This window comes from Paenibacillus sp. RC84 (assembly GCF_041260495.1).
GTDB lineage: Bacteria > Bacillota > Bacilli > Paenibacillales > NBRC-103111 > Paenibacillus_F.
Genome location: NZ_JBGBYL010000005.1, coordinates 18550 through 34819, shown reverse-complemented (window position 1 = coordinate 34819; position 16270 = coordinate 18550). Strand labels below are relative to the sequence as shown.

Annotated in this window: 13 protein-coding genes; 2 read left to right on the top strand and 11 right to left on the bottom strand. The window is 55.2% G+C overall.

Annotated features, from left to right (window positions below):
- Window positions 1–22: 22 nt before the first annotated feature.
- From ABH899_RS12720 to ABH899_RS12670, 11 genes are all read right to left on the bottom strand, one after another.
- On the bottom strand, window positions 23–679 hold the full coding sequence (locus ABH899_RS12720) for an amino acid ABC transporter permease (RefSeq protein WP_009672874.1): 657 nt from the start codon (window positions 677–679) through the stop codon (window positions 23–25).
- Window positions 680–758: 79 nt separating this feature from the next.
- Entirely contained in the window at window positions 759–1622 is an 864-nt protein-coding gene (locus ABH899_RS12715; RefSeq protein ID WP_369996554.1) for a transporter substrate-binding domain-containing protein, read from the bottom strand.
- Window positions 1623–1682: 60 nt separating this feature from the next.
- Window positions 1683–2411 (bottom strand): amino acid ABC transporter ATP-binding protein, encoded by a 729-nt coding sequence (locus tag ABH899_RS12710; protein WP_009672791.1) that lies wholly within the window; start codon window positions 2409–2411, stop codon window positions 1683–1685.
- 304 nt (window positions 2412–2715) lie between these two features.
- The gene (locus ABH899_RS12705; protein ID WP_369996551.1) at window positions 2716–3702 is read right to left on the bottom strand and encodes a DMT family transporter; all 987 of its coding nucleotides are present in this window, start codon (window positions 3700–3702) and stop codon (window positions 2716–2718) included.
- Window positions 3703–3965: 263 nt separating this feature from the next.
- Window positions 3966–4307 (bottom strand): bacillithiol system redox-active protein YtxJ, encoded by a 342-nt coding sequence (gene ytxJ / locus ABH899_RS12700; RefSeq protein WP_369996549.1) that lies wholly within the window; start codon window positions 4305–4307, stop codon window positions 3966–3968.
- 173 nt (window positions 4308–4480) lie between these two features.
- Window positions 4481–4894: a PaaI family thioesterase gene (locus ABH899_RS12695; protein WP_009672803.1), complete on the bottom strand. Its 414-nt coding sequence runs from the start codon at window positions 4892–4894 to the stop codon at window positions 4481–4483.
- Between the two features lie 106 nt (window positions 4895–5000).
- Window positions 5001–6689, bottom strand: coding sequence for a long-chain-fatty-acid--CoA ligase (locus tag ABH899_RS12690; RefSeq protein ID WP_369996547.1), 1689 nt, complete (start codon window positions 6687–6689; stop codon window positions 5001–5003).
- Window positions 6690–6719: 30 nt separating this feature from the next.
- Complete coding sequence (locus tag ABH899_RS12685; protein WP_218228555.1) at window positions 6720–8501, bottom strand: acyl-CoA dehydrogenase family protein; 1782 nt, start codon at window positions 8499–8501, stop codon at window positions 6720–6722.
- 221 nt (window positions 8502–8722) lie between these two features.
- Window positions 8723–9907, bottom strand: a complete 1185-nt coding sequence (locus ABH899_RS12680; RefSeq protein ID WP_369996544.1) for an acetyl-CoA C-acyltransferase — start codon at window positions 9905–9907, stop codon at window positions 8723–8725.
- 27 nt (window positions 9908–9934) lie between these two features.
- Entirely contained in the window at window positions 9935–12334 is a 2400-nt protein-coding gene (locus ABH899_RS12675; RefSeq protein WP_369996542.1) for a 3-hydroxyacyl-CoA dehydrogenase/enoyl-CoA hydratase family protein, read from the bottom strand.
- Between the two features lie 45 nt (window positions 12335–12379).
- A complete protein-coding gene (locus tag ABH899_RS12670; RefSeq protein WP_369996540.1) occupies window positions 12380–14548 on the bottom strand; it encodes a heterodisulfide reductase-related iron-sulfur binding cluster in 2169 nt (722 codons plus the stop codon).
- A gap of 270 nt (window positions 14549–14818) precedes the next feature.
- On the opposite strand from ABH899_RS12670, the gene ABH899_RS12665 reads away from it, so the two are divergent.
- Entirely contained in the window at window positions 14819–15403 is a 585-nt protein-coding gene (locus tag ABH899_RS12665) for a fatty acid metabolism transcriptional regulator FadR (protein WP_369996538.1), read from the top strand.
- A gap of 54 nt (window positions 15404–15457) precedes the next feature.
- The gene (locus tag ABH899_RS12660) at window positions 15458–16219 is read left to right on the top strand and encodes an electron transfer flavoprotein subunit beta/FixA family protein (RefSeq protein ID WP_369996536.1); all 762 of its coding nucleotides are present in this window, start codon (window positions 15458–15460) and stop codon (window positions 16217–16219) included.
- Window positions 16220–16270 lie beyond the last annotated feature (51 nt).

Genomic DNA, 16270 nt, shown 5'->3' with positions numbered 1-16270 from the left:
ATCTTGTCCCGTCCGGAACCGATTAGGCGCGCGCCATTCTTCTTTCGAGATACTGAACCAGCAGACTGAGCGGTATCGTCAGCACCAGATAGAAAAGCGCGACCCCGATATACACATTAAACGTATCGAGCGTATCGGAATTGATCAAATCCCCGAAATACATGAGATCCATGCCCGCGATAACGCCAAGTATGGATGAGTTCTTGATCAAGTTCAGAAACTGATTGCCAAGAGGCGGAATCACAATCTTGATCGCCTGGGGAAGAACGACGTGAATCATCGTCTGCCCGTAGGAAAGACCCGAAGAACGGGCCGCCTCCGCCTGGCCTGCGGGAACGGCCAGTATGCCTGCACGGATCGCCTCCGCAATAAACGCGGACGTGTAAATCGTCAAGCCGATCGTTCCAGCGGTAAACCCGTCCAGCGAAAGGCCGAACTCGGAAGACCCGTAATAAAAGAAGAAAATAATCAACAACAGCGGAATGTTCCGCACGAATTCCACATAGACCCCGCTGATCGCCCGCAGCGCTTTAAAAGGCGAGATCCGCAGGACGGCCACCAGCGTCCCGAGCAGGAAGCTGAGTACCAGCGAGAGAAGACTGACCATCACGGTATTGCCGAATCCTTCGATATATCTGTCCCAATTCTCTGTAATTACACTTAAATCCACCGGCAGCACCCCGATCTGTTCCTTCTAATAACGATATCCCGGAAGAAAACGGGACAAGCGGCCGGCCGGCCGCCTATCCCGCTCCGTTTTACTCGGCCGGTTTCTCGCCGATCCATTTCTCGTAAATTTTCGCGTATTCGCCGCTGTCCTTCAGTTCTTTCAGAACGTCGTTGACCGCTTTCGTAAATTCCGCGTCGCCTTTGCGGACCGCGATGCCGTACGGCTCATCCGTGAACGTGCCGCCTACGACTTCATAGCCCGGGTCCTGCTTCGTCATTCCGTAGAGAATGGCGTTATCCGTCGTCAAAGCTTCCCCTTTGCCGGATTTCAGAGCCGTGAACGCTTCCTGGTAGTTTTCAAATTCCAGCACCTGCGCGTCCGGGGCTTTGGCACGGATATTTTTCGCGGAAGTGGAGCCTTTTACGGACAGGACTTTGACGCCCTTCTTCTTCACGACGTCGTCGATCGACTTAATGTCGCTGCCTTTTTTAACGAGCAAGGATTGGCCCGCCTTGAAATAGACGTCGGTGAAATCCACTTCTTTCTTGCGCTCTTCCGAAATCGTCATCGTCGCAATGATGGCGTCTATATCTCCTTTTTGGAGCATCGGAATCCGCGTCTTGGAAGTCACTTCTTTCAGTTCGACTTTCGTTTCGTCACCAAGCAGCTTTTTGGCGATCGCTTTGGCGATATCGATATCGAAACCGTTGACTTGGCCCGTTCCCGGATCTTTCAAACCGAACAGGTTTGTATCGAATTTGACGCCGACTACGAATTTGCCGCGCTGCTTGATCGCATCGAGCGTTTTCGTGTCCGTCGTCGGGGCGGCGGAGCCGCCCGGAGTCGATCCGCCTGTCGATCCGCCCGAATCTTTTGCTTTGCCGCAGGCGCCCAGCACCAGAATAAAGGTAAGCAGAATCATGCCGATTTTAAAAGGCTTCCAAACTTTCATAAGTAGACCCCTTCCTTTTCTCGCTTCTGTATTGGGTTAAACCGCATATCCCTTAATCAGTTAATGCGCAAACAGACGGCTCAAGAACAATTTGGCCCGTTCTTCCCGCGGATTCTCGAAAAATTGTTTCGGAAGCGCTTCCTCGACGATTTGGCCCTGGTCCATAAACACGACCCTGTCCGCCACTTCACGCGCGAAGCCCATTTCGTGGGTTACGACGACCATCGTCATCCCTTCCTTCGCCAGCGTCTTCATCACGTCGAGAACTTCTCCGATCATCTCGGGGTCGAGCGCGGAAGTCGGCTCATCGAACAGCATGATGTTCGGCTCCATGGCAAGCCCGCGGGCAATCGCCACGCGCTGCTGCTGTCCTCCGGAAAGCTGAGATGGAAAAGATTGCGCTTTATCGGGGATTCCTACCTTTTCCAAATAAAGCATCGCGCGCTTCTCCGCTTCGGCTTTGGAGAGCCCCAGCACCTTAACGGGAGCCAGCGTGATGTTGTCGATGACTTTTTTGTGAGGATACAGATTGAAATGCTGAAAAACCATGCCGATTTCCCGCCGGAGCTTGTTGATGTCGGTTTTCTTGTCGTTCACCCGAACGCCTTCTACCGTCAGCTCCCCCTGCTGGATCGCTTCCAGCCGGTTAATGCAGCGCAGCATCGTGCTTTTACCCGATCCCGAAGGACCGATGACGACGACGACTTCGCCTTTTTTCACTTCGAGGTTGATGTTCTGCAGTACGTGAAATGATCCATAATACTTGTTGACATTCGTAAAATTAATCATGGCATCCCCCTCTTTGTCAGCATGGCGTTCTTCTTTATAATGTAGGAACTGGTAGGAACGCCTAACAATACCCGCTATGTGTACATGGGTAGTTTGCTATTCATTAGACTAATTTTTCAGTTTTGAAACAGGCAGACTACCCAAATTAAGGAACTTTTATAAGAAATCTTTATGACCCAAACGAGACCAACATGACCCTAAATTCACTTTTACATGAAAAAAAGCCCCTTTGAGGGGGCTTTCGGTTACGCAACGGCGTATTTTATAACTTTTTTCCATTCTATTAAGTAGGAATCCTGATCGTTCAGCTGTCGATCAGAGAAGGCCGGGAAGCGCCCGTCCTCTCCTCCGGCATTTCAGGCAGGGGCGCGGGCACGGCGGGAGTCGCCACCATTTCGTCCTTCCCTTTCCTGCCCTGACTGCGGATAAACAGCCAGATGCCGAACAGCAGCAGGCAGCCCGCTCCGATCTGGATGCCGGTTATCGCTTCGCCGAGCAGGAAGAATGCGAGCACCGTCGAGCCGAGCGGCTCACCAAGTACGCTCATGGATACGGTCGCGGCCTTCACATATTTCAGCAGCCAATTGAAGAGGTAGTGGCCGAACATCGTCGGCACGATAGCGAGCAGCAGGAACATCAGCCAGTCCTTCTGCGAATAGCCCGTAAGCGGCGTTCCCTGCACAAGATTGTAGACGCCGAGAGCGGCGGCGGCCGCCAGGAAGACGAAGAAGCTGTAGACGAACGCGGACATGGACTGCCGCATCGTTTTGCCGAGCAGCATATGAACGGCAACGGCCGCGGCGCTGACGATGGACAACAGATCGCCTTTCAGGGCTTCCCCGGAGAACCGGAAGTCCCCCCAGCCGATCATGGCGGCCCCGATCATCGCGATCAGCATGCCGATCACCGTGCCCCAGCTGTTCTTCTGGCGGAACAGCCAGTACGCCCCGATCATCACGAAGATCGGTTCCAGCGTAAGCAGCGCCGTTGAAGAAGCGACGGTCGTATAGCTGAGAGACGCCATCCAGAGTAGAAAATGCAGGGCCAGGAATAAGCCCGAGCCGACCAGGCCGAATACCGATTTCCAGCGGATCGCTTTGATCTCCGCCGTGTATTTGAACAGAAACGGCAGCATAATCAGATTGGTGAGCAGCAGGCGGTACATCGCGGTCACGGCCACGGGAGCCTCGCTCCAGCGGACAAAAATGGCAGAGAAAGAGATTCCGATAATGCCGACGATAAATGCGAGAGGCACCGGAATCATAGGTTTGTCGTTCGAATGTGTCGTCATGATTTCCGCGTTCCTTTACCAAGGGTCAATTTATGTACTCGGATCAGTATACCTGATTTGCAAAAGAAGGGCTATCCTTCGGAGCAAAAAAATAACCTGAGCCCACTGGGGCAAAGGTTATGAAAAAAAGATCCGACGGACGGCTACTTTCCACGATACCCGTCCGTAAGACCAGTATATCGTACATCACTTCGTATATATACGTGTATATATTACCAGTCTGACTAAATAGGCAGATGCATTCGCACCTCCATCTGATACGGTTAGTCCAGTACGGCGGAAATGTGCTTGGACGTTACCGACCAGTGGGAAGTGTTCCATTCCGCAAACTTGTCCTTCACGTAAATAATTTGCGGGGAAGCGTGCTTCACGCCGACATCCTCGGCAATTTTATTGGAGACCGGGCGGGATTCGATGACCTTGACGAGGTAGTAGTTTACCTTCCCGTTCGGGTTTTTGCCCAAATATTCGTCGTATTCTTCCAGTGCGCTGGCGCTGACCGGGCATGTTGTGCTGTGCTTAAGCATGACGAAAGGCTTCTCCGCGGATTGATCGAAAATCTCGTTCCATTGTTCCAATGTAGTGACTTCAGTCCAATTTGCCATGTTGATTTCGCTCCCTTCCATACTTCCTGTTTATAAGGATTATAAATAGTATAATGAATTATTCAATTGTACACAACCGGATCAAACTCCCGCAAACGACCGGCGCTCCCCCGTTTATGCAAAAAACCCGAAGAGATCGCCTCTTCAGGTTCTTTTTCAACTAAATCCGGCTCTCAGATTACCCGGAAGGTTCCGGTTCCGAAGGTGCCCAAGCGTCCTTCCGCATCCGTGACCCGGCCGATGGCCGTCAGCATTTTCCGCGACTGGTGGACAATTTCCGCCGTCACGTACAATTCGCCGGGCTGCATGGGTGCCACGAACTGCACATTCAGATTCGTCGTCACGATTTTGTCGTCGGGTCTTGCCAGCATGAGCACGACACCCATGGCGTTATCCAGCATGGAAGAGGTGACTCCCCCATGAACAATTCCGATCAGATTGAGATGATGCTGCTGGGCGACAAGCCGGACCACGACTTTGTCCGCGGCGGCCTCCACGATTTCACAGCCGAGATACTCCCAAAACGTATTTCTTGCACGTTCCATCAGATGCTGAAACTGCGGGCTGACTGCATTCTTTGGTTCCATCGGGTTCCCTCCCTTCTCTATTAGCGCCATTATACCGGGATGTTCCGGAAAGAAAAAGCCCCGCTGCGGGGCTTAAGCGATGGAGCGGGCCGGAAAAGCGGTTCCCTTATTCTTTCGCGGCGGAAATTTGCTGGAGCTCTTCCTCAAGCAGTCTGCGGCGCAGAACTTTGCCGACCATCGTTTTCGGAAGCTGGGTCCGGAATTCGTACCGGCGCGGAACCTTGAAAGCCGCCAGACGCTCCCGGCACCACGTATTGAGTTCCTCTTCCGAAAGGATTTCTCCTTCCCGTACGATGACGAAGGCTTTCACAGTCTCTCCCCGATAAGGGTCCGGTATTCCGATTACGACCGCCTCCTTGACGGCCGGATGTTCGAAAAGAACTTCTTCGATTTCTCGCGGATAAATATTGAAACCGCCTGCGATAATGATATCTTTTTTCCGGTCCACGATCGAAAAATAACCTTCCTCGTCCACGCGGGCCATGTCGCCGGTGTAGAGCCAGCCGTTCTTGAGCACCGCCTCCGATTCATGCGGACGGTTCCAGTACCCTTTCATGACCTGCGGCCCCTTCACGACCAGCTCGCCGATTTCGCCGATTCCCGCCTCCTCTCCGGTTGCGGGGTCCACGACTTTGGCTTCCGTATCCGGAAACGGAATGCCGATCGAGCCGATCTTCCTTCTTCCCCAGATGGGATTCGCGTGCGTCACCGGAGACGCTTCCGTTAAGCCGTAGCCTTCGATCAGGCGTCCACCCGTAAGCTCTTCGAATCTTTCCTGCACTTCCAGAGGCAGCGGAGCGGACCCGCTGATGCACACATTTATGGACGATAAATCGTACGACCGGATGTCCGGATGATTAATAAGGGCAATATACATGGTCGGCGCGCCCGGGAATACCGTCGGCTTCAGCTTTGAAATGAGGACCAGGATTTCGCTCACTTCAAACTTCGGCACAAGCACCATCATGCCGCTGCGGACAACCGCCTGATTCATGAGCACGGTCATGCCGAACACATGAAAAAATGGAAGCGCTGCCAAGTAGATTTCCTGCCCGTCTGCCGCCTTATGGAACCAATGCTTCGTCTGCAGCGTGTTGGCGATGAGGTTCATATGCGTGAGCATGACGCCCTTCGAGAGCCCTGTCGTTCCGCCGGTATACTGGAGCAGCGCCACATCCTCGGCCGCATTCACTTCCTCCATGACGGGTATCGCCGAAGACGCGGCTAGCAAGGTGCGGAAGGAACGGACGGACTCGCTCCACGGAACGCTCAGATCCGCCCCGTCCCGCTTCGCTTTGATCGGGTACAGGACATTTTTCGGAAAAGGCAGATAATCTTTCAAAGAAGAAACGATGATGTGCCTCAGGTGTGTTCTCGGCATAACCGCGGCGACCCTCCGGTACAGCAGATCCAGGGTAACGATCGCGACGGCGCCGGAATCGAGAAGCTGATGCTCCAGCTCCCGCTCCATATAAAGCGGGTTCGTCTGAACCACTACTGCGCCGGCAAGCAGCGCCCCGTAATAGGCGATGACGCTCTGGGGGCAGTTGGGCAGCATAATCGCCACCCGCTCCCCTTTCTCGACGCCGAGCTGCCTCAATCCGTTGGCGAACCGGTAGCACGCCTCCATCAGCTGGCCGTACTTGATTTTCTTGCCCATAAAATAAAGGGCAGGCAGCTGCGGGTTTTTCCCGGCCGCCTGCACCAGGAAGTACGCTAAATTGTGCCTGGGATACTCGTAAGTCGAGGCGACTTCACTTTCGTAGTGATGCAGCCATGGCTTAGCCGAATCCATACAAGATCATCCCTTTCGCGGGCCATATCGTCAGATGACGTATTTCTCAGCAGCTATGACACGAGCCGCAATTTCGCGCTTCAGTCCGACCGCGTCGACCGGCGTGCTGCGCGTGAGCTTCTTCAGAACGGAGAGCTGAGTACGCAGCACGTCGCCGGTTTCCATGGCGGCCAGCGTATCCTTGGCGAGACGCTCGATCTCGGCAAACGCCTCCTGAACGAAGACGTCCGTCATTTGGATCGCGTTCTTCGCTTTCACTTCGCCGGATTTCGCGATGAGCTTGCGCGTACGCACCAGCGTCGTTTCCATGGCATAAATCTGAATCATCATATCCGCCAGGTTGCTGAGCACTTCCTGCTGCTTCTCCAGGTTCATGCCGTATTTCTGTACGGCGGAGCCGCCCGCCATCAGGAATACTTTTTTCGCCATAGCGGTCAGATGGGCTGCCTGCTCCAGCGTTTCGTCGAAAGTCTGACCCGGAATAAGCTGCATCAGCTCGGACTGCAGAGCCTGCGCTTTGCCCATGAGATCAAGCTCGCCCTTCATCGCTTTCTTGAGCAGCGTTCCCGGAATGAGAAGGCGGTTGATTTCGTTCGTTCCTTCAAAAATCCGATTGATCCGCGAATCCCGGTAAATCCGTTCGATTTTATACTCTTGAATGAAGCCGTAACCCCCATGAATCTGCACGCCTTCATCGGCCACGAAATCAAGCGCTTCCGATGCGAACACCTTGTTAATGGAGCATTCCAGCGCATACTCGGCGATCGCTTTGGCGGACTGCTGTCCCGCTTCCGCGCTATTGTGGTCGAGATTCTGTAACGCCGTGTCGATCATGCCGGATGTGCGGTACACGATGCTTTCCGTTACATACGTACGGATATTCATTTCCGCAAGTTTCTTGCCGATCAGCGGGAAGGAAGAAATCGGCTGCCCGAACTGCGTACGGGTATTGGCGTATTTGGCGCTGAGCTCGATGGCTTCCTTGCTGGCGCCGAGACAGCCCGCTCCCAGCTTGAATCGACCAATGTTCAAAATGTTAAATGCGATAATATGGCCGCGTCCGACCTCCCCGAGCAGGTTTTCGACCGGCACATGCACATCTTCAAAATAGAGCGGGCATGTAGACGATCCTTTAATGCCCATTTTTTTCTCCTCCGGTCCGACGGAGAACCCTTTCAGATTGCGTTCCACGATAAAGGCGGTAAAATCTTTGCCGTCCACCTTGGCGTACACGATAAAAATATCCGCAAAGCCCGCGTTGGTGATATACAGCTTAGAACCGTTCAAGATATAATGCTGTCCGTCATCCGACAGCTTTGCCGTCGTTTTCGCGCCCAGCGCATCCGAACCGGAAGTAGGCTCCGTCAGGCAGTAGGCCGCGATTTTTTCGCCCGTGGCAAGCTCGGGCAAATATTTCCGCTTCTGCTCCGGCGTACCGAAGAAGACGATCGGCAGGGTGCCGATTCCGACGTGGGCGCCGATCGACAATGCAAAGGCGGACGCTTTGGACAAGTTTTCGTTAATGACGGTCGAGCTGATTTTATCGAGCCCGAGTCCGCCGTATTCCTCCGGCACATCCGCGCCCAGCAGGCCGATTTCTCCCGCTTTGCGCATCAGTTTGACGGTCAGCTCGTAGTCGAGCTTCTCAATTTCTTCGTCTTTCGGCAGCACTTCTCCTTCTACGAAGTCGCGGGTCGTCTCCATCATCATTCGCTGTTCTTCGGTAAAATCCTCCGGGGTTACGAGAGCGTTTACATCCAAATCTTCGATCACAAAACTTCCGCCTTTGGTCAACTTTCTCGTTTCAATCATGTGCAATCTCTCCTTTAATGGATTCATATGCGAAGATAAGCTTGCTTTATTTCCGGTTTCCGCCGCTTCCGGCTGACCGGTGGACGGTTCGGTTAACCCGCGCAAGGACGAAGCCGGTCTCTGGAGCCGTGAAGGTTCGAAAAGACCGCCTCACGGCTCCTTCAATCCGCGGACCCGTGAGCCGGCAAACCGTGCTTTGACGCCCGAACGACCGGGGCCCGTTATTCTCCGTAAACTTCAAACACGCCGGCCGCTCCCATTCCGCCTCCGATGCACATCGACACGACACCGTATCCGCCGCCTCTGCGTCTCAGTTCGTGAACCAGACTGGCCGTCAGCTTCGTGCCCGTACATCCCAGCGGATGACCGAGCGCGATCGCGCCGCCGTTGACGTTCACCTTCGCTTCGTCCAGCTTCAGCTCGCGGATAATGTGCACGCACTGGGAAGCGAACGCTTCGTTGATCTCGTACAAATCCACCTGATCCTGCGTGATCCCGGCCTGCTTCAACGCCTTCGGAATCGCTTCGACCGGCCCGACGCCCATGATCTCGGGCGCTACACCCGCCAGGGCGAAGGAGCGGAATGCCGCGAGCGGCTTCAAGCCCAGCTCCTCCGCGCGCTCGCGGCTCATCAGCACAGCCGCCGCCGCGCCGTCGCTCGTCTGCGAGGCGTTGCCGGCCGTTACGCTGCCTTTCAGCGCAAAGGCGGGACGCAGCTTCGCGAGCACGCCGGTTGTCGTATCGGCACGGACGCCTTCGTCCGTGTCGAGCATGACCGGCTTCTCCCAGCGCTTGCCGCCGGCGTCCACCCCTTTCACGCTCGTTTCGACGGGAACGATCTCCTCCTTGAACCGGCCTGCGGCAATCGCGGCAGCCGCTTTGCGGTGGCTCTCCGCCGCAAAGGCGTCCTGATCCTCGCGGGAGATGCCGAACCGCTGCGCGACGTTCTCCGCCGTGTGTCCCATGCCCATGTAGACTTCGGGCATCTCCACGGCCAGCTTCGGATGCGGCGACAGCTTGAACCCGGTCATGGGCACGTGGCTCATGCTTTCCACGCCTCCGGCAATGATCACGTCGGCCTGCCCGAGCATGATCCGCTCCGCCGCATAGGAGATGGACTGCAGCCCGGACGAGCAGAACCGGTTGATCGTGACGGCCGGAACCGCAGCCGGGAAGCCCGCGTACAGGGCCATCGTCCTGGCGAAGTTCAGCCCCTGCTCGCCTTCCGGCATCGCGCAGCCGATGATGATGTCCTCCACGTCCTCCTTGCGCAGTCCCGGTGCCCTTCTGACCGCCTCGTTCAGGACGATGCGCCCGAGATCTTCGGCCCTCGTCTGGGCAAGACTGCCTTTCTTCGCTTTGCCTACCGGAGTGCGCACTATCGATACAATGACCGCTTCTTTCATTGTGTTCTCCCCTCGCTTCGTCCTGAATTAGTTGCGCAGCGGCTTGCCTTTGGACAGCATATGCTGCATCCGCTGCTGGGTTTTCGGTTCGCCGCACAAGCTCAGGAACGCCTCGCGCTCCAGATCCAGCATGTACTGTTCCGACACCAGGCTTCCGGCAGGAATGTCTCCTCCCGCGAGCACATGCGCCAGTTTGTTCGCGATAAGCTGGTCGTGGTCGCTGATGTAACCGCCCAGCTTCATCGTATACGACGCGATTTGCAGCACCGCTTTGCCGCTGTCGCCGACGACCCGGATCTTCTCTTCCTGCGGAAGCACATATCCTTCGCGGTCCATGGCCAGCACCGCCTGCTTGGCGGTATAAATCCGGTGATCGCCGTTCAGAACGACGGAATCTCTAGGACCCATATAGCCGAGCCGCTTCGTATCGTAGCCGCTGGTAGACACCTTCGCCATCCCGATCGTTTCGAAGTAACGGTTAATATGCGGCTGAAGGTCCACCTCGGGGTCGCCCGCGGCAAGCCGGCTGCTCCGCAGCGCCATTTCCTTGCAGCCGCCTCCGGCCGGAATGACGCCGACCCCCACTTCGACCAGGCCGAAGTAGGTTTCCGGCGAGAAAATAATCCGGTCGGCAGGCAGACACGCTTCGACACCGCCTCCGAGCGTCATGCTGTGAGGCGCGGCGACGACCGGCTTCTCCAGCTTTTTCAGCGTCATCATGGAGTTCTGGAACAGCCGGATGATGCTGTCCACCTCATCCCACTCCCCGTCCTGCGCTTCCATGAGCAGGATCATCACGTTCGCTCCCACGCAGAAGTGACGGCCTTCGTTGGCGAGGACCAGCCCGCGGTAATTGCGCCTCACCTCTTCCGTGCTTTTCTGCACCATTGTCAAAATATCGGCGCCGATCGCATTGTTAGGCGAATGGAACTCCAGACACGCCACGCCGTCGCCGATGTCGATCAGACTCGCGCCGCTATTGCTCAGAATGACTTTGTTCCGCTGCTTGAGCGCTTTTAGCGAGATATGCTCCGGACGCGTGTCGACTTCCTTATACGTGCCTTGGTTGTAATAAAACGTCATGCCATCACGCTTTTCGTAAAAACCGGTGTGTCCGGCCGCAAGCCACTCCTTCACCCAGGCGGGAACGGTATCGCCTTCTTGTTCCATTCTTGTGACCGAGCGCTCCAGACCGATGACGTCCCATAGCTCGAAAGGCCCCAGATCCCAGTTGAAGCCCCACTTCATCGCATTGTCGATCTCCACGATGGAATCCGCGATTTCTCCCAGTTTGCCGGCCGAATAAAGCAGAACGGGCTTGATTACATTCCAGGCCAGCTCGGAATATTTATCCGGTGTAGAAAGCAGCGTTTTGATTTTACCGGCCGTGCCTTTGGCGTTCTTGGCCGCTTCCAGTGACGCAGAGGAAATTTTCCGCGACGGCGCATATTCCATGGTCCCGAGATCGAGGGCCTGGATTTCTTTTCCTTTTTCATTTTTTATCTTCTTATAAAAACCCTGCCCCTTCTTCTCGCCGATCCACCCCCGCTCCACCATGCCAGTCAGCTCCGCAGGAACGTCGAAAATCGTTTTCTCCGCTTCGTTATCGACCAGGTCGTAAACATTCCTTGCTACGTGAACGAACGTATCGAGCCCGACGAGATCCAGCGTGCGGAACGTGGCGCTTTTCGGACGTCCAAGTGCGGGGCCCGTTACGGCATCGACTTCTTCCACGGTATAACCTTTCTCCAGCATTTCCCGGAGTGTGACGAGCAGCCCGTACGTGCCGATCCGGTTGGCGATAAAGTTCGGCGTATCCTTGGCCGTTACGACGCCTTTTCCGAGCCTCTTCTCACAAAAGTCAGCCATGAAACGGAGAATTTCGGGATCGGTAGATTCTCCCGGAATGATTTCAAGCAGTTTCATATATCTGGGCGGATTAAAGAAATGAGTGCCTAAAAAGTGCCGTTTGAATTCCGGGCCGCAGTCCTCCGCCATCGCTTGAATAGAGATTCCGGACGTATTGGAGGAGACAATCGTTCCCGGCTTCCAGACCTGCTCGATCCGGGCCAGGAGCTGCTTCTTCACGTCCAGGCGTTCCACGACCACTTCGATAATCCAGTCGACGCCCGATAATCGGGCCAGATCGTCTTCCAGGTTTCCGGGTGTGATGCGCGCCGCAAACGCTTCGCTGTACAGCGGAGCCGGATTCGTTTTCTTCAGCCTCTCAATCGCTCCCGCCGCCAGGCGGTTTCTCACCTTCGGCTGCTCCGGAGTCAGTCCCGCTTTCGTCTCTTCGTCCGTCAAAACCGTCGGAACAATATCCAGCAGCAGGCACGAAATACCCGCACCCGCCAAGTGTGCCGCAATGGCCGCTCCCATCACGCCGGAGCCGATAACGGCCGCTTTCTGAATCTGATTCACCATGTCGGATTCCCTCCTGATCTTCGTCTGCCGTCCGGCCGCTTGATCTTACGAAACGGTCTGGAACGGCGCCGGTGCCTTCGCACCAAATACGGATTCTTCGAGTATTTCTGCGATATCCCGGGTTTGGACCGTCTCTTCGGCTTCTTTCATTTTCGTGCCGTCTTCCATCATGGTCAGGCAGTACGGACAAGCCGATGAAATCACCGTCGGGTTAACCTCCAGCGCCTGCTCGGTCCGGGCCAGGTTGACTCTCTTGCCGGCCGTTTCCTCCATCCACATCATGCCTCCGCCCGCGCCGCAGCACATCCCGTTCTCACGGGAGCGGGTCATTTCAACCAATTCCACGCCGGGAATCGCTTTGAGCACATTGCGGGGCTGATCGTAGACGTTATTGTAACGGCCGAGGTAACACGAATCGTGGTACGTGATCCGTTCGTTCACCTCATAGCGCGGAGTCAGCTTTCCGGTGCGGACCAGTTCATCCAGAAGTTCCGTATGGTGAAGAACCTCGGCTTCCAGTCCGAATTCGGGATATTCGTTCTTCAAGGTGTTGTACGTATGCGGGCAGGCAGTCACGATTTTGCGCACCCCGTATTTCCGGAAAATCTTACTGTTTTCCTCGCAGAGCTGCTGGAACAAAAACTCGTTCCCCAGCCGTCTCGGGGTATCGCCGGAGTTCTTCTCTTCGTTGCCGAGAATGGCGAAATTGACGTTCGCTTCATTCATAAGGCGGACAAGCGAACGCGTGATTTTGCGGCTCCGGTTGTCGTAAGAGCCCATCGAACCGACGAAAAACAGAATGTCGAATTCCGGGTTTTCTTTGACCGTCGGAACGCGGAGTTCGCCTTCGGGATCGATTTCCTGCACCCATTTGGCCCGGTCGTTGCGCGAAATCCCCCACGGGTTGCCCTGACGCTCGATGTTCTGCATAGCCCGCTGGCCGTCATGCGGCATGGAGCCCTGCATCAGGACGAGATGCCTGCGCAAATCGACGATTTTGTCCACATGCTCGTTCGCTACCGGACACTGGTCCTCGCAGTTGCGGCACGTCGTGCAGGACCAGATTTCCTCTTCGGTCATGACATCGCCGACCAGCTCCATCTCCTGCGGCTTTTTGTCCGTCGTCACCCAAGAATGCTTCTGCGCGTTCATCGTCGGGCCGATATCGGTGATGCCCGAGCCGTTCCATGCGCCCAGCTCATGTCCATCGGCGTTCATCTCATGAACCGAATTCCCCGAGAAAGCGAAAGCGGGCACCCAAGGGGATTTGCTCGTAACCGCCGCCCCCTTCTCCGTCAAGTGATCGCGCAGCTTCACGATCATATGCATCGGCGAAAGCATTTTACCGGTGCCCGAGGCGGGACACACGTTGGTGCAGCGCCCGCATTCCACGCAGGCATACAGGTCAAGCATCTGCTTCTGCGTCAAGTCTTCGATCTTACTGAGGCCGAAAGATTCCGCTTCCTCGTCTTCCAGATCCAGCTTCCTCAGCCGTCCGGCAGGTTCCCGTCTTTTCAGCAAAATGTTAAGAGGAGCCGTAATGAGATGAAAATGCTTGGACTGGGGCACATAGACCAGGAACGCCAGCAGAATGAACAGGTGCGCCCACCAGAACACGTGATACAGAACGGCGGCCGCCCCAAGAGACATCCATCCGAACGCAGATGCCAGCACCGACGAGATCGGTGCCATGGCGGAAGGCTCCAACCCTTCCCGGATCCGGTCGAAAGCAAGCGTGAGAAGCACCGAAACCATCAGGCTGAAAATAAAGTAGACGACCAGGCTCGGCTTCCAACCTCTCTTCAGCCGTTTCAGCTTCTCTCCGTATCGGCGGTATGCGGCGTAACCCATGGCGATCAGAATAGCCGCTACCGTGATTTCCTGGATCAGACCGAACGCTTCGTAGCCGGGAAGCGGCAGCCCGTGACCGGAAAGTCCTTTGACGATAATATCCAGCGCGCCGAACTGAAGAATAATGAACCCGTAAAAAATAACGATGTGCATGATGCCGCTTTTCTTGTCCTTGAGCAGCTTCTTCTGGCCGAACACTTGAACGGCGAAATCTTTCAGCCTTTCCTGAAGCTGTCCTCCCCAATCGACCGGCTGTCCGAGCTTCACATATAGGTAACGGTGGTACACCGCTTTGGCGAACAGGTAAATGCCGAACCCCGTCACGCCCAGAAACAGAATCAACTGCACGATCGCTCCCGGCATCGGAAACAACCCCTTTCTCGGATGCTATACACCTTTTCTCATTTCCACCATATAAAGCGTTTACATGACCCGAGCAAACAAAAGCATGGTTCTCCTGACTAACGTTCGGATCAGACATGCTTTTCTCATGGTGCCATAACCTCGGAACTTCGCCTTGACAGCGGGTCATTCAGTCATTGACATTGCCCTGGATCTATTTTATGATGGCTGTAGAAAATGAATGAGTATTCATTCACTATTTAATTCGTATTTTAGCACCGAGGTGATTCCATGACAAGCAAAAAAAAAGAAAAATATGATTTAATTCTCGAAGCTGCGTTGAAAGTATTCGCCGAACACGGGTTTCACCGCTCTCAGGTTTCCAAGATTGCCAAAGCGGCCGGCGTCGCGGACGGTACGATTTATTTGTACTTCAAAAGAAAGGAGGATATTCTTATCTCCTTGTTCCGTGAGAAGCTCGGTGAGCTTGTAGGCAAGTTCCATATGCATATCGAGCAGACCACCGGCGTTAAGGAAGCGCTTCGCAAAGTTTGCGAGATCCATTATACGGAGCTGGAAAATAACGTCGATCTCGCCTTCGTCACTCAAATCGAGCTTCGGCAGAGTTCGCTTGAGCTTCGCAAAGAAATAGGAAAAGCCGTTAAGCCGTATATTGAATTAATCGAGAAACTTCTTGTGCGGGGCGTCGAAGAGAAATTATTCCGGGCCGATCTCGATGTGAAGCTGACCCGTCTGCTGCTGTTCGGAGCGATGGACGAAGTCGTCACCTCCTGGCTCATTTCCGGACGCAAATATTCGTTGTCCGCTCAGGTGGACGGCACCGTACAGTTCTTTCTTCAGGGAATTCAGGCTTAAAAGCCGATTATCCATAGAGGATACTCATTTCAAAAGAGGAAGGGGACACCAGCGATGGACATTTTCGTGCTGCTGAAACAAACGTTTGATACCGAGGAAAAAATCGTGCTTGAGAACGGACAAATTTCGGAGGATGGCGTCAAGTTTGTCATCAATCCCTATGACGAATATGCAGTGGAACAGGCTATTCAGCTCCGCGACGAGCAGGGAGGCAAAGTCGTCGTCGTTTCCGCCGGCCCGGAGCGTTCCGCAGAGGCCCTGCGGAGCGCGCTCGCGATGGGAGCCGACGAAGCCGTCCTGATCAACGATGAGCGCATAGGCGGCGATGAGCATGCCGTGGCCCAGGCGCTTCATGCTTTCCTGTCCCGGGAAGCGTACGATCTTGTTCTCGGCGGAAACTTCTCCGTCGACAACGGCGCCGGCCAGGTGGCCGTCCGTCTCGCGACCCTGCTCGGTATCCCCCACGTCAGTTCGATTACGAAGCTGGAGATCGCCGGCGGGAAGGCGAATGTACACCGCGACGCCGAAGGGGACCTGGAAGCGGCGGAAGTGACGCTTCCGGCGCTCTTCACGGCCCAGCAGGGATTAAACGAGCCCCGCTATCCTTCCCTGCAGGGAATCATGAAGGCCAAGAAGAAGCCGTTCCGGGAAATCACGCTGGACGATATCGGTCTCGGATCTGTGGAATCCCGCACGGTACGCGTGGATCTGTTCCTGCCGCCTCCGCGCAAGGCCGGAAAAGCACTCAAGGGCGAGCCCGCGCAGACGGCTGCGGAGCTTGTGCAGCTTTTGCGTACGGAAGCGAAGGTTATCTGATTGGTCCTTTGATCTTTCCGCGGTCATTTTGCGCACTTATTCCCTTTATGA